The organism is Microbacterium sp. Ld4 (assembly GCF_045066555.1).
In the GTDB taxonomy this organism is placed as follows: domain Bacteria; phylum Actinomycetota; class Actinomycetes; order Actinomycetales; family Microbacteriaceae; genus Microbacterium.
The window spans coordinates 570297-595066 of record NZ_JBISHE010000011.1 but is presented as its reverse complement, the minus strand read 5'-3'; the positions used below and the strand labels follow the sequence as shown (position 1 = coordinate 595066).

Annotated in this window: 29 protein-coding genes; 17 read left to right on the top strand and 12 right to left on the bottom strand. The window is 71.7% G+C overall.

Annotation, left to right across the window (positions count from 1 at the left end; translation table 11 throughout):
* Together ACJJV7_RS10215 and ACJJV7_RS10210 are read right to left on the bottom strand one after the other, a co-directional pair.
* Positions 1 to 672: an iron-containing redox enzyme family protein gene (locus ACJJV7_RS10215; RefSeq protein WP_405375110.1), complete on the bottom strand. Its 672-nt coding sequence runs from the start codon at positions 670 to 672 to the stop codon at positions 1 to 3.
* The gene (locus ACJJV7_RS10210; RefSeq protein WP_405375112.1) at positions 669 to 1808 is read right to left on the bottom strand and encodes a 3-oxoacyl-[acyl-carrier-protein] synthase III C-terminal domain-containing protein; all 1140 of its coding nucleotides are present in this window, start codon (positions 1806 to 1808) and stop codon (positions 669 to 671) included. The genes ACJJV7_RS10215 and ACJJV7_RS10210 overlap by 4 nt, the downstream gene beginning before the upstream one ends.
* Positions 1809 to 2117: 309 nt before the next feature.
* Here ACJJV7_RS10210 and ACJJV7_RS10205 point away from each other — a divergent pair, with 309 nt between their 5' ends.
* Both ACJJV7_RS10205 and ACJJV7_RS10200 read left to right on the top strand, forming a co-directional pair.
* Complete coding sequence (locus ACJJV7_RS10205; protein WP_405375114.1) at positions 2118 to 2408, top strand: DUF6412 domain-containing protein; 291 nt, start codon at positions 2118 to 2120, stop codon at positions 2406 to 2408.
* An 84-nt stretch (positions 2409 to 2492) separates the two neighbouring features.
* A complete protein-coding gene (locus ACJJV7_RS10200) occupies positions 2493 to 3215 on the top strand; it encodes a YidC/Oxa1 family membrane protein insertase (protein WP_405375116.1) in 723 nt (240 codons plus the stop codon).
* Positions 3216 to 3222: 7 nt separating this feature from the next.
* On the opposite strand, the gene ACJJV7_RS10195 is transcribed toward ACJJV7_RS10200, so the two are convergent.
* Entirely contained in the window at positions 3223 to 3612 is a 390-nt protein-coding gene (locus ACJJV7_RS10195) for a DUF2510 domain-containing protein (protein WP_405375118.1), read from the bottom strand.
* Positions 3613 to 3813: 201 nt separating this feature from the next.
* Between ACJJV7_RS10195 and ACJJV7_RS10190 the strand changes: the two genes are divergently transcribed.
* Positions 3814 to 5148 (top strand): DUF222 domain-containing protein, encoded by a 1335-nt coding sequence (locus ACJJV7_RS10190; RefSeq protein ID WP_405375120.1) that lies wholly within the window; start codon positions 3814 to 3816, stop codon positions 5146 to 5148.
* A 412-nt stretch (positions 5149 to 5560) separates the two neighbouring features.
* Here ACJJV7_RS10190 and ACJJV7_RS10185 read toward each other — a convergent pair whose 3' ends face one another.
* From ACJJV7_RS10185 to ACJJV7_RS10170, 4 genes are all read right to left on the bottom strand, one after another.
* Positions 5561 to 5866 carry a hypothetical protein gene (locus ACJJV7_RS10185; protein ID WP_405375122.1) on the bottom strand — a complete coding sequence of 102 codons (306 nt, stop codon included), beginning with the start codon at positions 5864 to 5866 and terminating at the stop codon, positions 5561 to 5563.
* A 91-nt stretch (positions 5867 to 5957) separates the two neighbouring features.
* Positions 5958 to 6749 (bottom strand): SDR family NAD(P)-dependent oxidoreductase, encoded by a 792-nt coding sequence (locus ACJJV7_RS10180; RefSeq protein WP_405376163.1) that lies wholly within the window; start codon positions 6747 to 6749, stop codon positions 5958 to 5960.
* Between the two features lie 52 nt (positions 6750 to 6801).
* Entirely contained in the window at positions 6802 to 7098 is a 297-nt protein-coding gene (locus ACJJV7_RS10175; RefSeq protein WP_405375124.1) for a rhodanese-like domain-containing protein, read from the bottom strand.
* A 55-nt stretch (positions 7099 to 7153) separates the two neighbouring features.
* Positions 7154 to 7570: a DUF2000 family protein gene (locus tag ACJJV7_RS10170; RefSeq protein ID WP_405375126.1), complete on the bottom strand. Its 417-nt coding sequence runs from the start codon at positions 7568 to 7570 to the stop codon at positions 7154 to 7156.
* A 49-nt stretch (positions 7571 to 7619) separates the two neighbouring features.
* Here ACJJV7_RS10170 and ACJJV7_RS10165 point away from each other — a divergent pair, with 49 nt between their 5' ends.
* From ACJJV7_RS10165 to ACJJV7_RS10145, 5 genes are all read left to right on the top strand, one after another.
* Complete coding sequence (locus ACJJV7_RS10165) at positions 7620 to 8387, top strand: helix-turn-helix domain-containing protein (protein WP_405375128.1); 768 nt, start codon at positions 7620 to 7622, stop codon at positions 8385 to 8387.
* A gap of 37 nt (positions 8388 to 8424) precedes the next feature.
* A complete protein-coding gene (locus tag ACJJV7_RS10160) occupies positions 8425 to 9321 on the top strand; it encodes a hypothetical protein (RefSeq protein WP_405375130.1) in 897 nt (298 codons plus the stop codon).
* Between the two features lie 61 nt (positions 9322 to 9382).
* Complete coding sequence (locus ACJJV7_RS10155; protein ID WP_405375132.1) at positions 9383 to 10258, top strand: aldo/keto reductase; 876 nt, start codon at positions 9383 to 9385, stop codon at positions 10256 to 10258.
* Positions 10259 to 10346: 88 nt separating this feature from the next.
* A complete protein-coding gene (locus tag ACJJV7_RS10150; RefSeq protein ID WP_405375134.1) occupies positions 10347 to 10844 on the top strand; it encodes an EamA family transporter in 498 nt (165 codons plus the stop codon).
* 20 nt (positions 10845 to 10864) lie between these two features.
* The gene (locus tag ACJJV7_RS10145; protein ID WP_405375136.1) at positions 10865 to 11698 is read left to right on the top strand and encodes a carbohydrate kinase family protein; all 834 of its coding nucleotides are present in this window, start codon (positions 10865 to 10867) and stop codon (positions 11696 to 11698) included.
* A gap of 117 nt (positions 11699 to 11815) precedes the next feature.
* Here ACJJV7_RS10145 and ACJJV7_RS10140 read toward each other — a convergent pair whose 3' ends face one another.
* From ACJJV7_RS10140 to ACJJV7_RS10125, 4 genes are all read right to left on the bottom strand, one after another.
* Complete coding sequence (locus tag ACJJV7_RS10140; protein WP_405375138.1) at positions 11816 to 12094, bottom strand: sirohydrochlorin chelatase; 279 nt, start codon at positions 12092 to 12094, stop codon at positions 11816 to 11818.
* 257 nt (positions 12095 to 12351) lie between these two features.
* Positions 12352 to 12549 carry a hypothetical protein gene (locus ACJJV7_RS10135; RefSeq protein ID WP_405375140.1) on the bottom strand — a complete coding sequence of 66 codons (198 nt, stop codon included), beginning with the start codon at positions 12547 to 12549 and terminating at the stop codon, positions 12352 to 12354.
* Between the two features lie 43 nt (positions 12550 to 12592).
* Positions 12593 to 12949 carry a hypothetical protein gene (locus ACJJV7_RS10130; RefSeq protein ID WP_405375141.1) on the bottom strand — a complete coding sequence of 119 codons (357 nt, stop codon included), beginning with the start codon at positions 12947 to 12949 and terminating at the stop codon, positions 12593 to 12595.
* Between the two features lie 125 nt (positions 12950 to 13074).
* On the bottom strand, positions 13075 to 14019 hold the full coding sequence (locus ACJJV7_RS10125) for a LysR family transcriptional regulator (protein ID WP_405375142.1): 945 nt from the start codon (positions 14017 to 14019) through the stop codon (positions 13075 to 13077).
* A 100-nt stretch (positions 14020 to 14119) separates the two neighbouring features.
* Between ACJJV7_RS10125 and ACJJV7_RS10120 the strand changes: the two genes are divergently transcribed.
* From ACJJV7_RS10120 to ACJJV7_RS10090, 7 genes are all read left to right on the top strand, one after another.
* The gene (locus ACJJV7_RS10120; protein ID WP_405375144.1) at positions 14120 to 14809 is read left to right on the top strand and encodes an aspartate/glutamate racemase family protein; all 690 of its coding nucleotides are present in this window, start codon (positions 14120 to 14122) and stop codon (positions 14807 to 14809) included.
* A 125-nt stretch (positions 14810 to 14934) separates the two neighbouring features.
* Positions 14935 to 15840 (top strand): alpha/beta hydrolase fold domain-containing protein, encoded by a 906-nt coding sequence (locus ACJJV7_RS10115; protein ID WP_405375146.1) that lies wholly within the window; start codon positions 14935 to 14937, stop codon positions 15838 to 15840.
* Positions 15837 to 16376 (top strand): DUF1990 family protein, encoded by a 540-nt coding sequence (locus tag ACJJV7_RS10110; protein WP_405375148.1) that lies wholly within the window; start codon positions 15837 to 15839, stop codon positions 16374 to 16376. The genes ACJJV7_RS10115 and ACJJV7_RS10110 overlap by 4 nt, the downstream gene beginning before the upstream one ends.
* Before the next feature lie 113 nt (positions 16377 to 16489).
* A complete protein-coding gene (locus ACJJV7_RS10105) occupies positions 16490 to 16756 on the top strand; it encodes a hypothetical protein (protein WP_405375150.1) in 267 nt (88 codons plus the stop codon).
* 28 nt (positions 16757 to 16784) lie between these two features.
* Positions 16785 to 17606, top strand: coding sequence for an SDR family NAD(P)-dependent oxidoreductase (locus ACJJV7_RS10100; RefSeq protein ID WP_405375152.1), 822 nt, complete (start codon positions 16785 to 16787; stop codon positions 17604 to 17606).
* A gap of 60 nt (positions 17607 to 17666) precedes the next feature.
* Positions 17667 to 18710 (top strand): DUF1266 domain-containing protein, encoded by a 1044-nt coding sequence (locus tag ACJJV7_RS10095; RefSeq protein ID WP_405375153.1) that lies wholly within the window; start codon positions 17667 to 17669, stop codon positions 18708 to 18710.
* Between the two features lie 84 nt (positions 18711 to 18794).
* Complete coding sequence (locus ACJJV7_RS10090) at positions 18795 to 21278, top strand: acyltransferase family protein (protein ID WP_405375155.1); 2484 nt, start codon at positions 18795 to 18797, stop codon at positions 21276 to 21278.
* Between the two features lie 14 nt (positions 21279 to 21292).
* Here ACJJV7_RS10090 and ACJJV7_RS10085 read toward each other — a convergent pair whose 3' ends face one another.
* Positions 21293 to 23107, bottom strand: coding sequence for a flavin-containing monooxygenase (locus tag ACJJV7_RS10085; protein WP_405375157.1), 1815 nt, complete (start codon positions 23105 to 23107; stop codon positions 21293 to 21295).
* Positions 23108 to 23174: 67 nt separating this feature from the next.
* Between ACJJV7_RS10085 and ACJJV7_RS10080 the strand changes: the two genes are divergently transcribed.
* Together ACJJV7_RS10080 and ACJJV7_RS10075 are read left to right on the top strand one after the other, a co-directional pair.
* Positions 23175 to 23639 (top strand): MarR family winged helix-turn-helix transcriptional regulator, encoded by a 465-nt coding sequence (locus tag ACJJV7_RS10080; RefSeq protein ID WP_405375159.1) that lies wholly within the window; start codon positions 23175 to 23177, stop codon positions 23637 to 23639.
* Positions 23640 to 23705: 66 nt separating this feature from the next.
* Positions 23706 to 24734 (top strand): Gfo/Idh/MocA family protein, encoded by a 1029-nt coding sequence (locus tag ACJJV7_RS10075; RefSeq protein WP_405375161.1) that lies wholly within the window; start codon positions 23706 to 23708, stop codon positions 24732 to 24734.
* Positions 24735 to 24770 lie beyond the last annotated feature (36 nt).

Genomic DNA, 24770 nt, shown 5'->3' with positions numbered 1-24770 from the left:
TCAGCGATCCAGTTCTTCGAGCTGCAGTGCGTAGAGGCGCGCGACGACCTGCGCGCATCGGACGATCTCGTTCGCGTCCTCGTCGGTGATGATCCCCGAGGTCAGGATCGCCTCGAGGTCGCCCGTGTGGTTGCCGTCGGCGACCTCGTGGTACCGCATGAAGTTCACCTGGTTGTCGGCGAGCCCCAGCACTTCCTGGAAGCGTGCCGCCCACCCGGCCGCACGCTGCGCACCGAGTCCCTCGATGATGAACATCGCGCCCAGGAGCCCGGTCGGATTCGGCCGGTCGGCGTAGGTGAACATGTACCCCGACAGCGCCTCCGACCCGAGGTTCTTGCGGCCCGCGCGCAGCTCGGTGAGGGTGCCGCCGATCGCCACGTAGTCGCGCTCCAGCATCAGATAGTCACGGTGCTCCTCCTCGGCATGTTTGATCGCCGCCGCGCGCAGGTCGAAGTGGGCGATGTCGAAGTTGGATGCCGCCCGCGAGATCCACGGCGACCCGTCGACCACCTGCTGCCGCAGGTTGAAGAGCAACCGCTCGTAGTCGTGCAGGGTGACCGTACCGGCATCCAACCGCTGCAGGATCGGCACGCGGGAGAGGTGCTCGTCGAGATCGGTCCAGACGTCGGCGAGGCGGTCGGCGAGCGTGTCGACGGTGGCGGATGCGGTCATGAAGGTGCTCCTTGCTGCGGTGGGGCGACGACGGTCAGGTGGGCAAACGCGAACGAGAACCGGCCCGACTCGGGCACGGCGAGGAGGATCGTCTCGCCGGGGGCGAAGCGTCGGCTGCGGAACGCCTCTTCCAGCGCGATGAAGATGCTGGCCGACCCCGTGTTGCCGCAGGTCTCGAGGTTCGAGAACCAGCGGTCGGTGTCGAGCGTCGGGACGCGCTTTCGGAGGCCGTCGAAGGCGAGATCGCGGAACGCGTTGGTGCTGTAGTGGCAGATGACGTGGTCGAGATGGCTGATGTCGACGAGTCCGATGTCGACGAGTTCCTCGAACTGGGCGAGGCCCGCGCCGGCGAGGTCGTCGAGCATGCGGACGTCCTGGCGGAGCAGGAACATCCCCGCCGCGGCCGCGTCGTCGACCGGCAGGTCCTGCCACGTGGACCCGACGACCGGTTCGGGGCCGTCCATCCCGGCGCGCATGCAGACGTCGTGCTCGTGCGCGAGGGAGACATGCCTCACCCAGTCGACGCGGAGCGACAGGCGGGTCGGATGCGGCTGGAACTCGACGACGACCGCGCCGGCTCCGTCCGAGAGCATCCACCGGAGGAAGTGCGAGTCCATGCCGGCGCGGATGCCGTCGTACCGGCGCTGGCGGAGGCTGCGGCTCGACAGCTCCGACCCGACGACCGCGGCGCGCGGATGGTCGCCGAGCTTGATCTTCGACACCGCGGCATCCAGGGCAGCGAGGCTCGAGGCGCAGACGCCCGACGCCGACAGCAGCTGCATCGGCCCGCCGCCCAGGCGGCCGTGCACCATCGACGCGAACCCCGGAACGAGCACGTCGCCCATCGTCGTCGCGGTCGCGAGCATGCGCAGGTCGCCCGCCTCGATGCCGCGGTCGTCGAGCGCGGCAGTGAGCGCCTTGACCGCGAGCTCCTCGTTGAGCTCGGTCGGCTCGCCCCGCTCGTCGAGCGCGTAGTGGCGCTGACGGATGCCGTTCGCGTCGAGCACGCGACGACGGATGCGGGCGGTCACCGCGTCGTCGCCGCCGAGACGGCTCACGATGCCGTCGTTGTCGACCGGATCGCCCGGCAGGTAGCGGCCGAAGCCGGTCAGGTACGCGGACGCCGTCGATGCCATGGGTCCGACCCTAGGGGGTGAGGGTGCACGGATCGGGGTGTTGTCCACACGCGCACGGGTGCTCGACGTCGCGACCGTCTCGAGATCAAGGCGCCAGCGCCACCGTCGACGGTCGTCGTCGCGAGGTCGTGGCGTTCGCCGTCAGCGCGGCGCTGAGCCCGCGTCCGGCGCGGGCGACTACGGGGGCCGGGCACTCCTCGTCATCCCCGGGTTCGGCGTCATCGCGCTCGCCGCCCATGCGGTCTCTGACGGAAACCGCCCCGCGCGGGTAGCCTGAACCCCAACCGGGCGAGAACCGAGGGGGCGCGCATGATCGACATCGTCGTCAGCGCTGTCCGCGCGATGCTCGGGCTCATCGGGATGCTCGCCTCCGTCGACCCGCTGACCAGCGGCTCGTCGGTCACCGTCGTGGTCGTCGCCCTCGCGGTCGCCCTGCTCGTCGCCGCCGTCATCGCGGCCACCGTGCACACCGGCCAGGGCGGATCGCCCCCGCATCCCACCCGCCGCGCCGAACTCACCGCTCCGCTGACGCAGAGCGACCCCGACGCGCCCGGACACATCCGCCGGCGCGGGCCGAATCAGGTGACTGCGGCCGCGTAGCGTCGACCTGCCCGAGCGCCCGCGCTCCGGCATCCCTTCGCGGCCGATCAGCCGACCCTGATCGCTCCGAAGAACGGATGCCCCGTGGACCTCACCGACCTCCCGATCGTCTCGACCCTGCTCGACCTCACCTGCACCGGCCTGATGGCCTTGACCACCCTGCTCGCCCCGGCGACCGGCGCGTTTTCGGCCGCGCTCGCCATCGTGCTCGTCACCCTCGTCGTGCGCACCGGGCTCATTCCCGCCGGCATCGCGCAGGCGAAAGCCGAGCAAACGCGCGCCCGGCTCGCCCCGCGCCTACGCGACCTGCAGACGCGTCACCGCGGCAACCCCGAACGCCTGCAGCGCGAGATCATGGCGCTCTACCGCTCCGAGGGAGCATCGCCGTTCGCCGGGTGCCTGCCGATCTTCATCCAGGCGCCGATCGTCGGGCTGCTGTACTCCGTCTTCCTGCACGGGGCGATCGCCGGGCACGCCAACGACCTGCTCACGCAGACGCTGTTCGACGTGCCCCTCGGCGTCAGTCTCGTCGGCGCGGTGGCGCTGGGAACGGCCGAGCCCGTGACCTGGCTCGTGATCGGATGCCTCGTGCTCACCGTCGCGGCTGTCGGCGAGGTCACGCGGCGACTGTTCCGCATCGCCCCCGTCGAGGGAGCCGTCCGCGTGCCGACCGGGCTGCTCGGCGCACTGCAGTTCGCCACCGCCGTCGTCGCCCTGTTCGTGCCGCTCGCGGCGGGGCTCTACCTGCTGACCACGGTCATCTGGACGCTCTGCCAGCGGCTCGTGCTCCGGCGGGTGTACGGATGAGCGCCGGTCAGACGAGCTTCTCGAACACGAGCGTCGCCTGGATGCGGTCGCCCCCGCCGAAGCCGGTGCTGCCCGACGAGGCCGTCGTAATGGTGTGCAGGCGGTAGCCGAGCGAGGCCTGCGCGTTGATCGCACGCTCGAGCTCGGTGAGGTTGTTCGACCCGCTGCCGAACATCTTCTCCTTCAGCACCACCTGCAGCACGACGTAGCTCATGCCCGCCTGCGCCGGCCGAGGCTGCGCGCCCGCGACCGCATCGGCCTGAGCCCGATCGATGAAACCGCCGATGCCGGGCTGCGGGGGAGCGGGCGGCTGAGTCTGCTCCGTCCACGCCGTGCCGTCGAACCAGCGCATCGTGCCCGAACCGTCGTCGTACCAGCCTGCCTGTGTGTCGCTCATCTGGTCACCGTAGCGGTGCGCGCGGCGCGGGCGCCACGGGCGGTGTGGTGCGCTGGGCGGGATGCCTGCCGGTGGCGCAGTGTGCTGGTGACGGTGCGTGCCGGTGGCGCAGTCTGCGGGTGATGCCGCGGGCTAGCGCGCGTCTCGCCGACCTGTGCACACACCGGCGTCAATGTCGGAGGCCCTCGCAAGAATGGGAGCATGACCTTCATCGACGAGGCCCGCGGCGCGGGGGAGCAGGCCACGCTGCTGGCCGGTCTCGTCCACGATGTGGTCAGCGTCGACAGGCTGTTGACGCACATGCAGATCGTGCAGACCAAAGTGCTCGCACGCGCCGCTCGCTTCGCCGAACAGCAGGCTGAGGGTTCGCCCGCACGCGTGCAGGCGCACGACATGGCGCTGCGCTCCATCTCGGCCGAACTCGGCGGGGCGCTCAAGGTGACCGATCGAACCGTGCAGCGTCGCATCAACGAAGCGCGGACGATCGTCGAAGACTATCCCGCGGCCCTCACAGCGTGGGAGGGCGGCCGCATCACCCGCGGCCACGTCCTCGTGATCATCGATGCCGGCGCGAACCTGCCGGCAGAGGTGCGGCCTGCGTTCGAAGCCGTCGCGATCGAGCGGTGCCGGAGGGACACTCCCAATCGGGTGCGCGCCGAGATCGAGATCCTCGCCCAGCAGATGCACCCCCGCTCCTTCACCGAGCGACACCGAGACGCCGCCGCCGGCCGCGCCGTACGTCTCGTGCCCGGCCGAGACGGCATGTCCGACCTCGTTGCGACGCTTCCGACGGTCATCGCCGAAGGCATCCACGACCGGCTCACCCGCCATGCGCGCGCCATCGTCGACACGCGGGGGGAGCGTGCGTTCGCTGCCGGCGTGGGCGACCGGCGGGAGGTCATCGAGACCGATGCTCGGACGACCGATCAAGTGCGCGCCGACATGTTCGCCGACCTGCTGCTCGCCGGCACCCCCGCGCTCGACGACACCCACGACACGACGGCGGGGCCCCTGGGCGCGATCCGGGCACGGGTGCAGGTCGTCATCCCCGCCCTCGCGCTCGCCGGCGCGAACGTTCCGAGCGACCTTGTCGGCCGGTCACCGATCGACGCCGACACGGCGCGACGCCTCGCCGGCGACACCCCGTCGTGGGAGCGGCTCGTCACCGATCCCGTCACCAGCACCGTGCTCGCCGTCGACACCTACCGCGTGCCGCACGCGATGCGCCGATATCTGCAAGCGCGCGACCAGCACTGCCGATTCCCTGGATGCCGCATGGCCGCGATCCGCTGCGAGGTCGACCACACGCGCGATCACGCGCTCGGCGGCAAGACCGAGATCCGAAACCTGGGACACCTGTGCCAGCGGCATCACTCGATGAAGCAATTCACCGCCTGGAGGGTGCGACAACTGTCGGGTGGCGTCCTCGAATGGACCTCACCCCTCGGCAGAACGTATCGCGAAGACGCACCCACCCCGGTCGTCGCGTTCACCCCTGCCGAGCCATCGCCGTCGTCGGACCCGGCGCCGTTCTGACCCGGCGCCGTTCTGACCCGGCGCGGTTCGATCTGACGTGGCGCCGTTCGGGCTTGGCCGCGTTCGGGCCTGCCGCCGTGCGGGCCTGGCACCGTTCGGGCCTGCCGCCGTGCGGGCCTGGCACCGTGCGGGCCTGGCACCGTGCGCGCCGGGCACCGTGCGGGCCTGGCGCGGCACGGGCCCGGCATCGTTCTGATCCGACGCCGTTCTGACTCAGCACTGTTCGGGCCCAGCACTGTTCGGGCCCGGGGCCGTTCAGACCCGACACGGTTCTCACGCGGCACTGTTCTGACCCCGCACTGTTCTGACCCCGCACTGTTCTGACCCGGCACGCTTGTCACTCGCGCCGCCTCGACGCGCGCCAGGTCCTGGGCTCGAGCCTCCGTGACCTGCGCCCGGGCCCGTGCTCACGTCACCTCTCGTGCGACGTGTCACCCTCCGCACTCGGACGTGACCGCGGTCGTCGGCCCGCCTCCTCGCGCACGGATGCGGTGCGTTGCGGAGAAAGGACATCGAAAGCGGTCTTGTCCGTGTCCTTGGCGCGCGTCACGAACGCGACCACGCCGAGCAGGAGCAGCGCGGGGACGACGGTAACGGCCGCGATACCCAGACCCGCCAGCGCGCCCGAAGATGCCGCCACCGGCGCGGACAACGCGACGGCGACAGCAACCACCAGCGCACCGGCCAGAAGGACCCGATCGCGGTGCTTCTTCGTCATGACTCAGCCTCCTCCACGGTGGACACCTGCTGGCAAACGATCTTCTCGTGAAGCAAAATCTCGTCGGTGAGCCGGCCCGCGCGCGCCGGCCTCAGGGCAGGATGCTGTCGACGTACCCGCCGTCGACGCGCAGCGCACCGCCGGTCGTCGCCGACGCGAGCGGTGAGGCGAGGTAGACGACCATGTTCGCGATCTCCTCGGGCTCGATCAGCCGCCCGATCAGCGACTGGGGCCGCGCGGTGCGCATGAACTCGCGCTGCGCCTCATCCCAGCCCAGAGACCGGTCGACCAGCTCGTAGACGAAGTCCTCGACACCCTCGGTGTGCGTCGGCCCGGCGATCACCGAGTTCACCGTCACGCCCGTGCCGGCCGCCGCCTTCGCGTAGCCGCGCGACATCGCGAGCAGCGCACTCTTCGACGCGCCGTAATGGATCATCTCCTCGGGGATCACGATCGCCGAATCGCTCGCGATGTTCAGCACCCGGCCCCAGCCACGCGACGTCATCCCGGGCAGCGCGAGCCGCGTCAACCGCGCCGCGCTCACCACGTTCACGTCGAAGAACCGGCGCCACTCGTCGTCATCGATCTCGAGCGCGGGTGTCGACCCGAAGATGCCCAGGTTGTTCACCAGCACGTCGACGTCGCCCGCGGCATCCATCAGCGCCTGCGCGCCCTCGGCCGTCGTCACGTCGGCGGCCACTCCACGCACCGTCGCGCCGACCTCGCCGCTCAGCGACACGGCCGTCTCGGCGACCCGCTGCTCATTGCGGCCGTTGACGACCACGTCGGCGCCCGCCTCGGCGAGGCGACGAGCGATCGCCCGGCCGATGCCCTGCGTCGACCCGGTCACGACCGCGGTTTTTCTGGTCAAGTCGAGGCTGATCGTTGGGTGACGTTCCGAGGGCATGCGAGATACTTCCGTCGGGGGAGGAGCGTCAGGCCTCGACCGGACGGCCCTCGGCGATCCACGCACCGGTGCCGCCGTCGACGTTCGTCGCCTCGACGCCGTGGTGCTCGAGGAACGCCACCGCGCGGCCGCTGCGCCCGCCGACCTGGCAGATCAGGTGCAGGTCATCGAGAGCGCGCAGCTCCTCGAGGTGGTCGGGAACGGTCGCGAGCGGGATGTTGCGGGCACCCGGCACGTGGCCGGCAGCGAACTCGTCGGGCTCGCGGACGTCGATCAGGTTCGCAGGAGCCGCCTCAGCGAGCTGCGTCGTGGTGATGATGTGCATGCTTCGATGCTCCCAGATCGAGCGCCCGAATGGGCCGCCCCCGGCGGCCCCGCCCTCACCCGTGCCGGGGCACCCCTTTGAGCAGGCGATGGACCGCATTCTTGGGCCCGTGGATCGCCACACCCACGAGATCGAGATCGACACCGGATGCCGCTGCCACCACCTCCCGGTTCGCGGCATCGTGCCCCGTCGAGAACATCCCCCGGTCGTACACGGCCACCCGCATGTCGCGCTCGACCGCCTTCGCGCGCACCGCGCCCAGCGTCGCCCGGTCGCCCTCGAAGACCATCACCGGCTGACCCAGCAGCGGCAGGTACGCCGTGCCGTCGGCATCCACGTACTGCTCACCCTTCAGCTCCTCGTCGGTCACCCCGCTCGCGAGGAAGGCGGCGACGTTGATCCCCTGCCACGGTTCGAGCCCGCTCCGGAGGACGAGGGCGATACGGGTCGGAAAGCGCACAGGAGTATCCACCCCGCCAGTGTGCGGAGCCGGCGCCGGGGGAGTCTTGTACGTTTCTCACATGCCGCCCGCCGCCCGCATCCACGCCTGGAAGCCGGCCGTCCCCGGCGTCAGCGAAGTGCTGCACGCGAAGATGACGACGCACGCCTACCCCGCGCACGTGCACGGTGACTGGGCGCTCATGCTCGTCGACCGCGGCGCCGTCACCTACGACCTCGGCGGTCGCACCCGCATCGCCGACGGCTCGGCCGCGACGCTCCTGCCCCCCGGCGTCGCGCACGACGGCCGCGCCGCCCCCGGCAGCGCCGGCTTCACCAAACGCGTCGCGTACCTGGATGCCGCGTGGGTCGCCGGCGCGCGCACCGGCACCGTCGTCGACCGCCCCGGTCAGCCCGAGCTGCTGCGCCTCACCCGCGCAGCCCACGCCGCGCTCGCGAGCCCGGGCGACGAGCTCGCCGCCGAATGGGCGCTTCTCACGATCGCCGGCCGCATCGCCGGAGGCTCCGAGCAGTCCCGCGACCCCGCCGCGGCGGCGGCACTCCGCGACCTCCTCGAATCGCGCCTCGAACGCGGCATCACCCTCGCCGACGCCGGACGGATGCTGCACGCCCACCCCGGGCACCTCTCCCGCGTCTTCACGGCGACCTACGGCATCCCGCCCCACCGCTACCTCACCGCGCGCCGCGTCGACGTGGCCCGCCGCCACCTGCTCGGCGGCGCCACGATCGCCGCCGCAGCGGCATCCGCCGGGTTCTACGACCAGGCGCACCTGACGCGGCACTTCCGCCGGGTGCTCGGGCACACCCCCGGAGCGTTCGCGCGGTCGTGAAGAGGCGGGGGTCGGTGCCACCGCATACGCTTGACGCATGAGGACCCGCCGAATGACGAGTGCCCTGAACGATGCGTCGAGCGTGCCCCACGGCATCGTGTCGACCGCCCTGATCGCCGCGCTCGCGCTCATCGAGCCGCGCCGGCTGACGGTCGGACGGCGGGTCGCCTACCGCACCGCCACCGCCGTCGCGAGCGCGTGGATGGCCGCCGCCAGCATCCGCTCTGCCGATCGCAGCGGCACCATCCCGCCGGTCGGGCGTGCCGCGCTCGTCGCGGGAGCCGCCGGTGTCGCCTTCGGGCTCGCCGAGGCGGGGGAGGCGGTCGATGCGCGGATGCACGACGGGCTCGTGCGCGCCGGTGCCCGCCGCCCGCGCCACTGGATCGCCGCCGGCGAGGCCGGTCTCGCCCTTGCCTCGTGGTGGATGGGACGGAAGGTCGACGGTGTCGACCCGAACACGCCCGACGAGTTCGACGAGGCGACCGAGACGCTCGTGCCCGTGCCCGCTGATATTCGCGAGCTCGCCGCGCACCTGCTCGCGGCGACCGATGCCTATGGCGCACCCGAACTGCGCGCTCAGCTCGCCGCCGCGCAGATGATCGACTACGGCGATGGCGACGACGCCTCGTTCTGGCCCGGTGCTCAGCTCGACGCCCCGACCGACCTTCCTGCGGCGGTGCCCGCGCAGGCGACGTTCCCCGTCATCGGACGGTTCCGTGCGCTGAACGATCGCACGTTCGAAGTGCGGCTGGTCGTCGAGAACGGCGCCCTCGCGAGCGTCTACGTCGAAGAGGGCTCCGACTGGGCGCCCGAGGCCCTGGACGAGTGGAACGAGGCCGACCGCAGCGTCGGCGAACTGGGCGCCTGGCCCGCGCCCGGCGACATCGAGCTTCTGATCGAGACGCCGGCGGGATACCGCCCCGTCGCGCGCTGACGCGACACGCCGGGGCGCCGCCGGGGGAATGATCCGGGCCCCCGGGGCGCTGGACCCTCGCATGACGAACAGCTCACCCACCCAGCCCGCGCAGTCGTCCGGCACGTTCCGCCTCGGCGGCGACCTCGAGATCAACCGGCTCGGCTACGGCACGATGCAGCTCACCGGCCCCGGCGTGTGGGGTCCGCCGAAAGACCACGACGAGGCGATCCGCGTCCTCAAGCGCGCCGTCGAGCTCGGCGTCAACTTCTTCGACACCGCAGAATCGTACGGCCCGTACGTCGCGGAGGAGCTCCTCAAGGAGGCGCTCCACCCCTACGGCGACGACGTCGTCATCGCCACGAAGTCGGGCCTGACCCGCACCGGCCCCAACGAGTGGCCTCCGCTCGGCCGCCCCGAGTTCCTCCGCCAGGGCGCCGAGACCAGCCTCCGCCGCCTCGGCCTCGAGCGCATCGATCTCTTCCAGCTGCACCGCATCGACCCGAAGGTGCCCCTCGAAGACCAAGTCGGCGAGCTCAAGAAGCTCCAGGACGAGGGCAAGATCCGCCACATCGGCCTCTCCGAGGTCTCCATCGACGAGGTGAAGGCCGCGCAGGAGATCGCCACGATCGTCTCGGTGCAGAACCTCTACAACCTGCAGATGCGCGACGCCGAGGCTCTCCTCGACTGGTCGGAGGAGCAGGACATCGGCTTCATCCCGTGGTTCCCGCTCGCCACCGGCGGACTCACCGGCGCCGACTCGCCCCTCACCGACATCGCCGAGCGCAAGCAGGCCACGCCCGCGCAGGTCGCGCTCGCCTGGCTGCTGCGGCGTTCGCCCGTCATGCTCCCCATCCCGGGCACCTCGAGCGTCTCGCACCTCGAGGACAACCTGCAGGGCGCGACGATCGAGCTCACCGACGACGAGTTCGAGGAGCTCTCGAAGCTCGGCAGCTGACCTCTGGCCTCCGTATCGCCCGCCCGCCCGTCACCGGGGCGGGCGGGCGACGTCGATCTAGGCGATCGACTCGAGGTGGTTGGCGACGGTGGCGGGGAACCCCGCTCACGGCGGCGGGTGGGACCGCCTCGACCTCCTCGGCGTGCTCTTCGCGCTGGGCGCCGCGGTGAGCTGGGCGTTCTACATCCTCGCGTCGGCGCGAGTCGGCGCTGCCTTCCCTCGGCTGGACGGGCTCGCGCTGGCGATGACCTTCGCAGCCGTGCTGTCGCTCCCGTTCGGTATCGCGAACGCGGGCGCGGACCTCTTGCGGCTGGACCTGGTCGCGCTGGGCGCGGCGGTCGCTCTGCTCTCGTCGACGATCCCGTACGCCCTCGAGCTCATTGCGCTCCGTCGGCTCCCCGCGGCGGCGTTCTCGATCCTCATGGCCCTCGCCCCCGCGACGGCGGCGCTGGCCGGATTCCTCCTGCTGGGGCAGCACCTCACCGTCTGGGAGATGGCGGGCATCGTCCTCGTGATCGCCGCGTCGGTGGGCGCCGTCCGTGCTGGGGGCCGCCGCGCCGACGACATCGCCGAGCCGATCGGCTGACGCTGCGCTTGACTGGGCGCATGACCGTCGTCGTTTGCGGGCCCGCCGCGTGGAATCACCTCATCCTGCTCGATCGCCTCCCCGAGCCCGTTCCGCACATGCAGTTCGCCTCTGCCTCGGTGCACACCGTGGGGGGCACGTCGGCCGGAAAGGCGGTGCACCTGGCGGATGCGGGTGTCGCCGTCCGACTGCACGCCCTGCTCGGTGAGGATGCCGAGGGCGTGGCGGTCGCCGAGGCGCTGCGGCGCGCCGAAGTCGAAGTGGTGCGGCACGTGAGCGCGGTCACCGAGCAGCACGTGAACCTGATGACCGCTGAGGGCGGACGGGTGTCGCTGTACGTCGCCACCCCGTCGCCCGCCGACGAGTCGGCTGTGGAAACGTCGCTCGCCGATCTGGCGACCGCCGAGGTCGCCGTCGTCGATCTGGGCGCCTTCGGGGCCGAACTGATCCGGCGTGGCGTCGGCGCCCCGGTCTGGACCGACCTCCACGACTACGACGGGTCCTCGGCATTCCACGAGCCGTTCCTGCGTGCCGCCGAGGTCGTCTTCATGAACGATGACGCGGTCGACGACCCGTGGGCGCTGCTGCGATCGTGCGTCGACCGCGGCCCACGCATGGCGGTCTGTACGCGCGGCGCCGAAGGCGCGATCGCGCTGGGCGCGGAGGGCACGCGATACGCCGTGGCCGCGGCATCCGTCGACCTCGTCGACACCAACGGCGCGGGCGACGCCTTCTTCGCCGGGTTCCTCGCCGCGCATCTGGCGGGCGCCGACGTGGACGGATGCCTCGCGGCGGGCGCGCAGCAGGCTGTCGTCGCGCTGGAGTCCGCCCACCTGCACCCCGCGCTCGCCTGAGCCGCGCAGCGTCCGTGGCCGAGCGCGCCGCTTCGTGCCGAGCGCGCCATTGGATGCCGCGCAGCGAACAGCGCGCTCGGAACGAAGGAGCGCTTTCGCGGGGTGGGCGACGCCGGCTCAGGCGGCGTGAGCTACGGCGCCGGCGGCGGCGAGGTAGCGCTCGGCGACGATGCGGGCGACCGCGTCGTCGGGAGCCAGTGGCGCGGTGACGACGTCCGCGCCGCCGCGAGCGATGACGTCGGCGAAGTGGCCCGGCGCGAGGACGTAACTGGCCGCGACGACGCGACGGGCGCCGGTCGCGCGCGCCTGCGCGAAAGCCTCGGGAACTGCTCTGATCTTCAGTGGTTCGCAGAAGCTGGGCAGCGTCAAGGTCAAGAACGGCAAGGGTGCGATCACGCTGCCTGCGTCGATGAAGGTGGGATCGCACCTCGTATCGGTCAGGTTCCTCCCGAAGGACACGAAGAAGTTCAAGCGCACACTCGGTCCCACTCTTTCTTTCACCGTCAAGAAGAGCTGAGAACGTCACAGCCTGTCGGCTGGATGCCGTCGGATGTCGTATCCACTGGGACTACGGCGGTCTCGTGGTAGTCGCCGCTGCGCGCGCTCGCGCGAGACACCGACTGACGTCCGCAGCGAGCACGCGCCCGCGAGCGTCAGATCGAGGGGTCGTCGGTCGCGCCGAGCGTCGGGTGAGTCCTCACCTCGTCGGCGCTCTGGGGCTCAGCATCCTGGGCCTCAGCGTTCTGGGCCTCAGCGTTCTGGGCATCATCGCCGGTCGCTCCGGTGACAGGCTCCTGCGGAAGCCCGGTGTCGGGGTCGAGCGGCACGTCGGGGGTCGAATCGGTCGTCATCTCATCGTCCTTTCTGGGTGGGGCCGGTGGGTCCGGCGCCTCGTCACGGGGTCTCGGTCAGCGGCGGGATGTCGCCGGCGGTCACGTCGCTCGGAACCGGATGACTGCCGCCGTCGTCGGCCGCAGCACCCGGCTGAGCACCGGTCGACCCGTGCGACGATCCGCTGCGCGCGCGGTCGACGATCGAAGAGTCGCCCATGGCGCGAGCGCAGTGCGCGCCGCAGTAGATGCCGCCGCCGTCCTCGACGCCGTGACCGATGATCGCGCAGCCGCAGTGTCCGTAGGTCGGCGCCATCGCGTGGATCGCGCACTCGAAGCTGTCGAACGTGCCCGAGTCCTCGCCTCGCGTCAGCGTGAACGTCTTGTCGTACTCGTTGCCGCACATGTCGCAGATGGCCATTGCTTCTCCTCTCGGCTCGGCGCACCGGAGAAGTTCCGGGGGCCCGTCGATCCCGAGACGCTAAGAGCGGCCGCGACCCGCACCGCAGGGCCTTGACCCAGCGCGGCCCCCGACCTACCGTGCGATCAGCGTGCCGCCGCGCGCAGGGCGCGCACCACTTCTCCCACCGCCGCGATCGAGACGCCTCCCGGCCGGGTCAGCGCGACGACCCGCCGCGGCGGCTCGCCCACGATCGGCACGGTCGCGACGGCCGGATGCCGGCTCGCGGCGAGCGCCAGGGCGGGCAGCACGGCCACAGCGAGGTCGTCGGCGACGAGCGCCTGCACGACCACGTAGTCGTCGGTGCTGTGGCGGATGTCGGGCGCGAACCCGTGACGCGCGGTCGAGTGCAGCAGATGCCGCCGGCAGTTGACGCACCCGGCGACCCAGCGTGCGCCGGCGAGGTCGTCGAGGGCGACGGCATCCGCGTCTGCCTCCGGGTGGGATGCCGGCAGCACCGCCATCAGCGGATCATCGGCGAGCGGATGCGGGACGAAGGCGCCGAGCTCGAGCTGCTCCTCGGCGTACTCGAAGATGATCGCGATGTCGCACTCGCCGCGGGCGAGGCTCCGGAGTGCCTCGGGGGGCTCGAGCTGCGTCAGCTCCAGCTGCAGCCCGCCGTGACTGTCTGCGAGCGCGCGGACGGCGGGGGAGACGATCGTCGCCATCGCCGACGGGAACGCGACGACCCGCACCACGCCCGCCTCGGCCTGCGCGTGGGCGCGCATCGCGCGTTCGGCGTCGCGGAGGGTCGCCGCGACGGCATCCGCATGCAAGAGGAGGTCGTGACCGGCCGGCGTCAGCTCGATGCCGCGCCCGCGCCGCGCGATCAGCGGCACGCGATGGGTGCGCTCGAGCCGGCGAACATGCTGGCTCACCGCGGGCTGCGTCCACCCGAGCGCGGCGGCGGCCGCGCTCATCGAGCCGCGCCGGCCGACCGCGCGGAAGACCATCAGCGACCGCGGGTCGAGGGCGGTCTCGTCGCCGTCGTCGGGCTCGACGAACGCGGTGGTGTCGTCGGCATGGCTCATGCGCTCACCTCATAGTCAGGGTTTGGTCTCGCCCAACAACTATGGCGTAGACCGCACGTCTCCGCGTCGGGATGATCGGAGAGGAGCGAAGGAGGCGGTCATGAAGACCATCGGGATGCTGGGCGGCATGAGCTGGGAATCGACGGAGCTGTACTACCGGCTCGCGAACCAGCACGTCCGCGAGCGCGTCGGCGGCCTGCACTCGGCGCCCGTGCTCCTCGACTCGGTCGACTTCGCCGAGATCGCCGACATGCAGCGCCAGGGCGACTGGAGCGCCGCGGGCGCCCTCCTCGCCGAGCGCGCGCACCGCCTCGAGGCGAGCGGCGCCGACATGATCGTCCTGTGCACCAACACCATGCACAAGGTCATCGCCGACATCGAGGCGGCCGTCGACATTCCCGTGCTCCACATCGCCGATGCCGCGGCCGCCGCGATCGCCGAGCGCGGCATCCGTCGTGCGGGCCTCCTCGGCACCGCCTTCACGATGGAGCAGGACTTCTACCGCGAGCGGCTGGCTGCGCACGGCATCGAGGTCGTCGTTCCGGATGCCGCGGATCGAGCGATCGTTCACGGGGTGATCTTCGACGAGCTCGTCCACGGCGTCGTGTCGCCCGAGTCGCGGACCGCTTACTGCGGCATCGTCGACCGACTGGTCGAACAGGGCGCCGAGGGCATCATCCTCGGCTGCACCGAGATCGAGCTCCTGCTGTGCCAGGCCGACCTCGCCGTGCCGGTGTTCCCGACCGCGGCGATCCACGTGGCCGCCGCCGTCGACGCCGCGATGGCCTGAGGCGTCTTCTTCGCCTCGGGGCGGCTTCTCCACCACGGCGGCGCGAAGCGGCTGACACCCGCTCCGTAGGATGGCCAGCACGGCTGCGAACCCGCGCTGACCGCCTGACGAAGGAGACCGCCGTCGTGATCGTCCCCGAGGGCCTTGTTCCCATCGTCCTCCGGTTGACGAACGCCAAAGCCGTCTTCGCCAGCGAGGAGAAGGCCCGCGAGCGGATGCGCGAGCGGGCCCTGCGTCCGGTGTCCTACGCGCCGCCGACGCGGCTGGGCGCCGACGTCGACATCGTCGCCTCACGGACGGGCGACGGGTGGCCGGTCTACACGCTGACGCCCCGGCGCGGCCGGCCGCGCGGACACGTCGTCTACGTGCACGGCGGGGGATGGGTTCACGAGATCTTTCCGCAGCACTGGCGGCTCGCGGCGCAGATCGCTGCCGAGTCCCACACCACCGTCACCGTGCCGATCTACCCGCTCGTGCCCTACGGCACCGCCGCGGGCGCCGCAGACGGCGTGACGCAGATCGTGCTCGACCGTCTCCAGAGCGGCGAGCCGGCCGTGCTGGCGGGCGACTCCGCGGGCGGTCAGATCGCCCTGTCGGCGGCGCTGCAGTTGCGCGACCGGCACGGCATCGCTCTCGCACGCACGGTGGCCATCTCGCCCGCGGTCGATCTCACGTTCTCGAACCCTCGCATCCCCGAGATCGAACCGACGGACCCGTGGCTGGCGTCGGGAGGCGCATCGGTCTTCGTCGAGTCGTGGCGGGGCTCGCTCGAGGTCACCGACCCCGTCGTCAGCCCCGTGAACGGAGACCTGGCCGGTCTCGGCCCCATCACCGTGTTCTCGGGCACCCGCGACGTCCTGAACCCCGACGCCGGGCTGTTCGTCGCTGCGGCTCGAGACGCCGGCGTCGACGTCGAGTACGTCGAACGCGAGGGCCTCGTGCACGTCTTCCCGCTCCTCCCGACGCGCGCCGGTCGCGCCGCGCGCGTCCTCATCGTCGACCGCATCCGGCGCGCCTGCGCAGAGCGATGATGCGACGGCCTCACCGATCCGCCGGCGGCCACCTGCCCGCCGACCCCGACGCCGGCCCGTCGACCTCACCGGCATCCGAGCACTGGGAGCCCGGCGAGACGGCGCCCTTCCGGCGCGCGGAGAGCACGACGCTGATCGGACACGGCGAGGAGCTCTGGCGGAGAGCCTCGCGCGACCTGCTCCGGTGGGGTGTGAAGACCCGGAGCGGGTTCCGTGTCGACGACGCGCACGAGGTCGTCGCGGGGGAGCAGCTGGCGATCACCGCCGGCATCGGACCGGTCACGGTGCGCGAACCGGTCATCGTCGTGGCGGTCGTCCAGGGGCCGAACCGCGTCGGCTACACCTACCGCACCCTCCCCGGGCACCCGGTCGCCGGAGAAGAGGCGTTCATCGTCCACCGCTCGGGCGACGCCGTCTTCCTGACGTTGCGGTCGCTCACCGCGCCCGCGCCGAGCGGGTTCTGGCGCCAGGTCCACCCGCTCCTGCGCCTGGCGCAGCTCGTCGCACGCCGGCGGTACCGTCGCGCGCTGCGCTGATCTCCCTCGCGGGCGCCCGCGCGGGCGAGCCACTCCCGGGCGGCGGCATGTCAAGAGGCGGCCCGCTCAAAGGGAGAGGGCCTACGGTTGCCCAAATGAACCACGCGCAGAGGGTGACTCGGACCACCGTCCACATCAACGACGCGCGCTTCGAGCTGGCCCACCGCCAGCCCGTCGAGGAGATCCGCGCCCTCATTCTCGCCGCGCTCCGCGCCGGCGGCGATTTCGTCCGGCTTGTCGTGGTCGGAAATCGCACGGTCGACGTGCTCATCACCCCGCAGGTCACCGTCGTGATCGCCACCGAAGACGTGACTGTCGACGAACGCGCCATCGGCGACACCGAGGAGCACTTCGGCCTCCGCTACGTCGACGAGTTCTGACCCCCCACTTCCCGAGCCCGAGGACATCATGCGAACCATCGTCATCACCGGCGCCAGCGACGGCATCGGCGCCGCGGCATCCCGTCAGCTCGTCGCCCGTGGCGACCGCGTCGTGCTCGTCGGGCGCTCGCCCGAGAAGACGGCGTCCCTCGCCAGGGAACTGGGGATGCCGCACCACCTCGCCGACTTCTCCGAGCTCGCTCAGGTGCGCCGCCTCGCCGACGAGCTCCTGGCCGAATACCCCCGCATCGACGTGCTCGCCAACAACGCCGGCGGCATCTTCGGCGCTCGCCGCGTCACCGGAGACGGCTTCGAGCAGACCTTCCAGGTGAACCACCTCGCCGCGTTCCTGCTGACGAACCTGCTCCGGGGGCGCCTGGTCGACAGTGGCGCCTCGATCATCCAGACATCGAGCGCGGCCGCGCGGCTGTTCTCCCGCTTCGACATCGACGATCTGAACGCTGCGCGCAAATACAGCGGGCGCACCGCCTACGGCAACGCGAAGCTCGCCAACGTGCTCTTCACGCGCGAGCTCCAGCGGCAGTGGGGGCCGGACGGCATCTCGGCGGCAGCCTTTCACCCGGGCGTCGTCGCGACGCAGTTCGCCTCGAACGTGCCCGGACCGTTCCGCTTCATCTACCACAACCCCCTCACCCGGCGGCTGCTGACGACGACCGAGGAGGGCGGTGCCCGCCTCGTGCATCTCGCCGGTGGGCGCCCGGGCGAGGACTGGCTGCCCGGGGCGTACTACGAGCGCGACCGGGTGACGAAGACGCACCGCCTCGCCACCGATGACGCCCTCGCCCGCGCATTGTGGACCAGGAGCGCCGAGATGGTCGCCCTCGCCTGACCGGCCGCCCGGCGAAGGGAGTGGATGTCGCCGCGGCTCCCGAGGCGATCGGATGCCAAGATGATCCGTGTGAGTGACGTCATGCACGGCCTGCAGAACCACCCGGGCGACGAAGAGTTCCCGGTGCGTCCGCGGCGCCGCTATGTGCCCGTGCTCGATGCGCGGCGTCGCACCGACAAACGGGAGCGCACCCGTCGCGCGCTGATCGTGACCGCCGTCGCCCTGCCGTTCGGCATCGCCGGCCTCGTCGCCGTCGGGCCGCTGATCGAGGCGGGCGACACGTTCGCCTTCTTCGCGGCCTTCGGCTTCGCCATGGCGATCGGCCTCGCTGTCGCCGCCACCGCGATGTCGTTCTTCGACGCGCGCGCCCCGCGCCGGGCGCAGCAGCAGTACCTCCAGAAGTCGGGCCGCCGCGCCCTCACGCTGCACCAGCAGCAGATTCTCGCTCTCGACGCCGTCAGCGACTACGGCATGCGCGGCTGGAACTCGTCTCTCGCGTTCACGCCCAGCTACGCCGAGCTGCCTGCCGACATGCGTGCGCGCTACAAGGACGGCGACGACGGCTCGCCCTGGTTCGCGCTGCCCATCGCCTCGATGCGCCAGCTGCGGGGCGGACTCGACGAGCAGTTCAAGATCGTGTCCAAAGCGGATGCCGAGATGCTCGCCGCCGACATGCTGAACAAGGGCCCGCTCTCCCAGCGCTTCGAGGACGTCGCCGAGAGCGACGCCGCCGACCACATGATGTCGCGCGTCGCATCGCTCGCGGACATCCCCGTCTTCGACGTGCTCGACCTCGCCCGGGGGACGGCCGAGCACCCGCCGCGTCTACTGCTCGCCGCCGATGTCGAGCGGGCGATCGGCGGCATCCGCTATGCATACGTCGCCGGGTACCTCACGGCCGACGAGGCGTGGGCGCTGCTCGACCAGATCGCGGCCAAGGCGTTCGCGGCCTATGAGGGCTGGGACGAGTACTGGCGCGACGTCGTGGTCGCCACCGCGTTCCGCACCGATGCCCTCGACGCCGTGCAGCAGCAGCGCGAGAACGTCGCGAAGTTCCGCGGATCGACGTGGCCGGCCGCGTCGCTGCCGTTCCCGCGCTCCTGACCGCTTCGCGGGTCGGCTGACCGCCCCGCTGAGGGGTGGGAGCGGTCCCGTAGACTTTTCGGCGGCCACTCTCGGCCGCCCCTCATGAGCACCGATCCCGCCGCTTCCGCTCCGCGCCGCGACATCCAGGGCCTCCGCGCCCTCGCCGTCCTCGCGGTCATCGGCGCACACGCCGCCGGCTGGCCGACCGGCGGCGTGATGGGTGTCGACGTCTTCTTCGTGATCTCGGGCTTCCTCATCACCGGCATGCTCCTCGGCGAGACGCGCCGAAGCGGCCGCATCGCTCTCGGGGCGTTCTATGCCCGTCGTGCGAGACGGCTGCTGCCGGCGGCGCTCCTCGTGCTCGGGGTGACGGTCGCCGTCTCGTTCGTGGCCTTCAACCGGCTCCGCGCCGATCAGACGATGGCGGATGCCGTCTGGGCGGCCGTGTTCGCCTCGAACTGGAACTTCGCCGCGCAGGGCACCGACTACTTCGCGGCCGCCGCGGCCGTCTCACCCCTCCAGCACTTCTGGTCGCTGTCGGTCGAAGAGCAGTTCTACCTCGTGTGGCCCGGGCTCCTCGCGCTCGCCCTGCTCGTCCTTCCCGCCCGCCGCCGGCTGACGGCCGCCGTCGCCGGAATGGCCGTGGTGATCGGCGCCGCCTCGTTCGGCTGGGCGCTCGCGCAGACCGAGGCGCAACCCACCCTCGCGTACTTCTCGACGCTCACCCGCGCGTGGGAGCTCGCCGCCGGCGCCCTGATCGCGGTGCTCGTGCCGTTCCTGCGGCGGATGCCCCGCCCCCTCGGCGGCGCTCTGCAGTGGGCCGGCGTCGCCGGGATCGCCTGGTCGATCGTCGTCATCGATCCCGAGGGTGCGGGGTTCCCCGCGCCGTGGGCGGCCGTCGCCGTCGCGGCGACGTGCCTGGTGCTGGCGGGAGGAACGACCGGAGACCCCCGCCACCGGCACCTGTTCCCGCTCACGAACCCCGCCGCCGTCTTCCTCGGTGACATGTCGTACTCGTTGTACCTGTGGCACTTCCCCGTCATCGTGTTCGCGGGCGTGCTGCTGCCCCCGACGGGCGTCGACCTGTGGATCGTGCTCGGCGCCACCGCGGCCCTCAGCCTCGCGTCGTACCTCATCGTCGAGCAGCCCCTCCGCTACGCGCCCTTCCTCGGGGGCATGCCGCGGCCCGCTCCGAGGGCCGCGCTCGCCTCGGATGCGGTGGGTGCTTCTGGTGCGCCGGGTGTCTCGGGTGCTTCGGGTGCCTCGGATGCATTGGTCGGCCCGGGCGCTTCGGGTGTCTCGGATGCGCCGGTCGCCCCGGGTGCTGCGCTTGCTTCGGGTACTTCGGGTGCTTCGGGCTCTCCGTCCGTCGCCGGACCGACGCGGCCGCCGGGATGGACTCCGGGCACGCGGTACTTCCCGGGGTCGGCGCGCCCGGCGGCGCACGGGTCCGCGCCCGCGCTGCGCCATCCGCAGCGGCCCCAGTCCGCTGCGCTCGACGCGCCTGCCGCTCCCGTGGCTGCTCCTGCGCCCTCGGCCACGGCTGCCGAGCCGGTCGACCGGATGGCGGCCTGGCGCGAGAGGTTCGCCGGGCAGGTCTTCCTCGCCACCGCCGGATTCGTCGCCGTCGTGCTGGTCGGGGCGCTCTGGGCGACGAGCTCGGGTCTAGGGCCGCGGATCGGTTTACCGGCCGCCCCTGCGCCGGAGGCGGCGACAGACCCCGGCGCGCCCGCGCGAGACCCGCTCGCCGCGCTCCAGGCCGAGCTCGCGGCCGCCGTCGATGCCGACACGTGGCCCGAGCTGCATCCCTCGCTCGACCGCGTCATGGCGGCGTCGTCGGGGGCCAACCCGGCGCAGGGCTGCTTCTCGCCGACGAGCGAGCCCGACCCGGGCTCGTGCTCGTGGGGGCCGGCCGACGCGCCCGTGCACGTCTACATCGTGGGCGACTCGACCGCGATGGCCTACGCCCCGGCGTTCCGCCGCATCGCGGACGACAGCGACGGCCGCATCCGCGTGACCGCCGCAGGCATGTACGGATGCCGCTTCACCGACGTGCTCGTCGAGAACGACGATCCGCAGGTCATGGCCGGCTGTCAGCAGCGCAAGGCCGCGGTGCGGGGCATGATCCTCGCCGACCAGCCCGACCTGGTCGTGATGTCGAACGCGTTCACGCTCGGGCACACCCTCGACGGCGACGACCTGTCGGCCGAAGCGCTCATCGCCGCTCAGCAGCGCGAGGCCGCGACGTACGGGCTGCCCGGCAGGCTGCTCTCCCTCGCTCCGCCTCCTCACGGCGTGAGTCTCTCGGCCTGCTACACGCCCTCGTCGTCACCGAAGGCCTGCGACAGCGCCGTGGACGGCACGTGGCGGTCGATGGAGGCGGCCTCCCGGGCCGCGGCGGCGAAGAGTGGCGACCACGCACTGTCGTCGCTGCCGTTCACGTGCGCCGAGAACGTCTGCCCGCCGTTCGCGGGAGACGTCCCCACGAAGTACGACCAGACGCACCTGACGGTCGAGTTCGCCGAGCACATCGCGCCCGCCCTGAGGCAGGAGCTCAACGCGCTCGGCGTCCTCGTCGACCATTGACGGGGCGGCGCCCGTCAGCGGGTGGCGGCCTCCTCCGCACCCACGAGCACATCGGACATGCCCGCCGCCCGCCACTCGCGCAACAGGCGGTGGAACGCGATCGGTCCAGGGCTATATGACGCGCCGCCGATCGATCTCGTGCCCTCACCGTTGTAGTAGCCGGGCGTGCACGCCGCCTGGAACGCGCTCGGATCGGCGGCCGTCTCGTGGACGGTGCGGACCCAGGCCTCCTCGGCCTCCGCGGACGGCTCGATGCGGCGCACCCCTGCGTCACTTCCGCGGGCGATGACCGCGGCGATGTGCTCGGCCTGCTCGAGGAGGATGTGGGCGAAGTTCACCGAGTTCGCGTTCTGGATGCCGCTGAGGTGGAAGAGGTTCGGGAACCCGTGCGACGTGAAGCCGTGCAGCGTCCGCGGCCCGCGCGCCCACGATTCGAGGAGCGACCGGCCGCCTCTTCCCGTGACCGGGAGCGTGCCCGACATGACGCCCGAGATGCCGACGTCGAACCCGGTCGCGAAGATGACGCAATCGACCTCGTAGGTCACGTCGCCGACGACGATCGCCGATTCGGTCATGCGGGTGATGCCGCCGGCATCCGCGGTGTCGACGAGCCGCACGTTCGGACGGTTGAACGTGGGCAGGTAGGTGTCGCTGAAGCCCGGACGTTTGCACATGTACCGGTACCAGGGCATGAGCGCCGCGGCGGTCGCCGGGTCGTCGACCGTCGCCGCGACGCGCGCGCGGATGCGGTCCATCGTGTCGAGGTCGGCGAGCTCGTCACGGAGCTCGCGCTCCTCGGGAGGGACGGACGTGTCGACCGCTCCCGAGAGGATCTGCCGCTGCAGCGAGACGGTCGTGGTCCACCCGTCGTCGACGAGGCTCTCCTCGACCGGCTCGCCCGCCAGGACAGCGAGGAAGTTCTCCATGCGCTCCCGCTGCCATCCGGGCTGCAGCGACGCCGCCCACGCGGCATCCGTCGGACGATTGTCGCGGACGTCGACCGTCGAGGGGGTGCGCTGGAAGACGATCAGCTCCGCGGCATCCTCACCCACGTGCGGCACCACCTGCAGGCCCGTCGCGCCCGTTCCGACGACGGCCACCCGCTTGTCGGCGAGCCCGGTCAGGCCGCCGTCGGGCGTGCCGCCGGTGTACCCGTAGTCCCACCGGCTCGTGTGGAAGGTGTGCCCCCGGAACGACTCGATCCCCGGGATGCCGGGGAGCTTGGGCTGTGTGAGGGTGCCCGACGACGTCACGACGAATCGCGCCGCGAGGCGATCGCCGCGGTCGGTCTCGACCAGCCAGCAGTCGCCGTCGTCATCCCAGGTCAGCGAGGTCGCGCGGGTCTGGAAGAGAGCCTCGCGGAGGAGGTCGTAGCGTTCGGCGATCGCGACGGCGTGCCGGCGGATCTCCTCGCCGCGGGCGTAGCGTTCGGTGGGGATGTAGCCCACTTCCTCGAGGAGGGGCATGTAGACGTACGACTCGATGTCGCACCGGACGCCGGGGTAGCGATTCCAGTACCAGGTGCCCCCCACGCCGCCCGCCTCGTCCATCAGGCGCAGGGAGGAGACGCCCGCGTCGCGCAGGCGCGCGGCCGTGAGGAGACCCCCGAAGCCGGCGCCGATCACGAGAACGTCGACGGTGTCGGCGACGGGTTCGCGCTCGGCCCACGGCGTGTAGGGGTCTTTCGCGTAGTAGCCGAACGCCCCCGCGGCGCTGCGGTACTGGCGCGCGCCGTCGGGGCGGATGCGGCGGTCGCGTTCTCGCGCGTACTCCTCGCGCGCGGCGCTCAGGCGGGTCTCATCTGCGGGGGAGAGGATCGAAGAGGTCATGGGCAAAAGGTTAGCTTTGGGCTAACTAAGGTTCTCGAGGGATCGGCTATGGCTTTACGGTGAGGTCATGCCCTCCGACGCCCGCGAACGCGCCATCGCCGACATCGAAGCGCTGTCGATCGCGATCACCGTCCGCTCGATCCCGCGCGTGCTCGCGCCGCTGCTGACGACCGATCTCACGCTCCCGCAGCTGCGCGCCCTCAGCGTCGTCGTCACGACCGAGGCGGGCGCCACCGGCGCCGGTCTCGCCCAGATCTTCGGTGTCACGATGCCCTCGATGACGCGACTCGTCGACCGGCTCGTCGCGGGAGGCCTCGTCACCCGCGAGGCCGACGCCGCCGACCAGCGGGTGCGCCGCATCCACGCGACCGATCTCGGCCGCGCCGTCGTCCGCGAGCTCATGGCCGCCCGGCCCGAACTCGGCGCCGACGTCCTGTCCCGCCTCACGGTCGACGAGCTGCAGGCGCTCGAGACGGGCCTTCGCGCCATCAGCCGCGAGCTGCGGACGGAGCCCGACGCGGCAGCATCCTGAGCCGGCGTCGCACGGATTCGCCCGCACGGGTCGACGGCGGGCCGGTTCGTCCGAGAGGATCGCGGAATGACCTCTCTCATCCCGTCGCCGCGCCTGCTCGATCCCGCCGCCGTCCCCGCCCTCCGCTGGGGCATCGTGGGCACCGGGATCGCCGACCGCTTCGTGCACGCCATCCACGCGCACACGGCCCAGCGCGCCGTGGCCGTGACGGCACGGGATGCCGCGAAGACCCGCGCCTTCGCCGACGCGCACGGCATTCCTCGCGTGCACGCGTCGCTCGAGGCCCTGCTCGCCGACGATGAGGTCGACGTCGTCTACGTCGCGACCCCGCATCCGCTGCACCGGGAGCAGGCGCTGGCTGCGATCGCGGCCGGCAAGCACGTGCTCATCGAGAAGCCGATCGCCCTCTCGGCAGACGACGCCCGTGAGATCCTCGCCACCGGACGAGCCGCGGGCGTCCTCGTCGCCGAGGCCATGTGGACCCGCTACCTGCCGCAGGCCGACGTGCTGCGTCAGGTGCTCGAGTCGGGGCTTCTCGGCGACGTCGCCCTCGTTCGGGCCGACTTCGGCTCGCTCGTCGAGTTCGATGCCGGGAGTCGCATGTGGAACCCGGAGCTCGGCGGGGGAGCGATGCTCGACCTCGGCGTCTACATCGTCTCGTTCGCGTCGTCCGTGATCGGGCCCCCGGCCGAGGTCGTCGCGGTCGGCACAGTCGCCCCGACCGGTGTCGACTCGAGCGCCACGATCGCCCTGAAAGCGGCGACGGGGGCGCAGGCCGCCCTGACCACGACCTTCCACGCCGTGACGCCCGTCGAGGCATCCGTGTTCGGCGCCCGGGGACGCCTCGACATCCTCAGCCCTTTCTACGGCCCGAGCGGGGTGCGCGTCACGGTGCACACGGCCGAGGGCGAGCAGGTGGAGGAGTGGCGCGACGACGCTCTGCCGCAGGTCCACGACGGTCTCGCCTATCAGGCGACCGCGTTCGCCTCGTACGTCGGAGAGGGGCTGATCGAATCGCCGCTGCATCCGCACGACGAGGTCGTGTCTGTTCTGGCGACCATCGACGAGGTCAGGCGGCAGATCTCCGCCGGCTGATGTCGTGCCCCCGTCAGCCGGTGACGGGGGCACGCC

What these genes read in the sequence shown, in the direction of transcription:
- ACJJV7_RS10215 (WP_405375110.1), bottom strand. Translation starts at nt 672, where the DNA reads ATGACCGCATCCGCCACCGTCGACACGCTCGCCGACCGCCTCGCCGAC.
- ACJJV7_RS10210 (WP_405375112.1), bottom strand. Translation starts at nt 1,808, where the DNA reads ATGGCATCGACGGCGTCCGCGTACCTGACCGGCTTCGGCCGCTACCTG.
- ACJJV7_RS10205 (WP_405375114.1), top strand. Translation starts at nt 2,118, where the DNA reads ATGATCGACATCGTCGTCAGCGCTGTCCGCGCGATGCTCGGGCTCATC.
- ACJJV7_RS10195 (WP_405375118.1), bottom strand. Translation starts at nt 3,612, where the DNA reads ATGAGCGACACACAGGCAGGCTGGTACGACGACGGTTCGGGCACGATG.
- ACJJV7_RS10190 (WP_405375120.1), top strand. Translation starts at nt 3,814, where the DNA reads ATGACCTTCATCGACGAGGCCCGCGGCGCGGGGGAGCAGGCCACGCTG.
- ACJJV7_RS10185 (WP_405375122.1), bottom strand. Translation starts at nt 5,866, where the DNA reads ATGACGAAGAAGCACCGCGATCGGGTCCTTCTGGCCGGTGCGCTGGTG.
- ACJJV7_RS10175 (WP_405375124.1), bottom strand. Translation starts at nt 7,098, where the DNA reads ATGCACATCATCACCACGACGCAGCTCGCTGAGGCGGCTCCTGCGAAC.
- ACJJV7_RS10165 (WP_405375128.1), top strand. Translation starts at nt 7,620, where the DNA reads ATGCCGCCCGCCGCCCGCATCCACGCCTGGAAGCCGGCCGTCCCCGGC.
- ACJJV7_RS10160 (WP_405375130.1), top strand. Translation starts at nt 8,425, where the DNA reads ATGAGGACCCGCCGAATGACGAGTGCCCTGAACGATGCGTCGAGCGTG.
- ACJJV7_RS10155 (WP_405375132.1), top strand. Translation starts at nt 9,383, where the DNA reads ATGACGAACAGCTCACCCACCCAGCCCGCGCAGTCGTCCGGCACGTTC.
- ACJJV7_RS10145 (WP_405375136.1), top strand. Translation starts at nt 10,865, where the DNA reads ATGACCGTCGTCGTTTGCGGGCCCGCCGCGTGGAATCACCTCATCCTG.
- ACJJV7_RS10135 (WP_405375140.1), bottom strand. Translation starts at nt 12,549, where the DNA reads ATGACGACCGATTCGACCCCCGACGTGCCGCTCGACCCCGACACCGGG.
- ACJJV7_RS10130 (WP_405375141.1), bottom strand. Translation starts at nt 12,949, where the DNA reads ATGGCCATCTGCGACATGTGCGGCAACGAGTACGACAAGACGTTCACG.
- ACJJV7_RS10125 (WP_405375142.1), bottom strand. Translation starts at nt 14,019, where the DNA reads ATGAGCCATGCCGACGACACCACCGCGTTCGTCGAGCCCGACGACGGC.
- ACJJV7_RS10120 (WP_405375144.1), top strand. Translation starts at nt 14,120, where the DNA reads ATGAAGACCATCGGGATGCTGGGCGGCATGAGCTGGGAATCGACGGAG.
- ACJJV7_RS10110 (WP_405375148.1), top strand. Translation starts at nt 15,837, where the DNA reads ATGATGCGACGGCCTCACCGATCCGCCGGCGGCCACCTGCCCGCCGAC.
- ACJJV7_RS10100 (WP_405375152.1), top strand. Translation starts at nt 16,785, where the DNA reads ATGCGAACCATCGTCATCACCGGCGCCAGCGACGGCATCGGCGCCGCG.
- ACJJV7_RS10095 (WP_405375153.1), top strand. Translation starts at nt 17,667, where the DNA reads ATGATCCGTGTGAGTGACGTCATGCACGGCCTGCAGAACCACCCGGGC.
- ACJJV7_RS10090 (WP_405375155.1), top strand. Translation starts at nt 18,795, where the DNA reads ATGAGCACCGATCCCGCCGCTTCCGCTCCGCGCCGCGACATCCAGGGC.
- ACJJV7_RS10085 (WP_405375157.1), bottom strand. Translation starts at nt 23,107, where the DNA reads ATGACCTCTTCGATCCTCTCCCCCGCAGATGAGACCCGCCTGAGCGCC.
- ACJJV7_RS10080 (WP_405375159.1), top strand. Translation starts at nt 23,175, where the DNA reads ATGCCCTCCGACGCCCGCGAACGCGCCATCGCCGACATCGAAGCGCTG.
- ACJJV7_RS10075 (WP_405375161.1), top strand. Translation starts at nt 23,706, where the DNA reads ATGACCTCTCTCATCCCGTCGCCGCGCCTGCTCGATCCCGCCGCCGTC.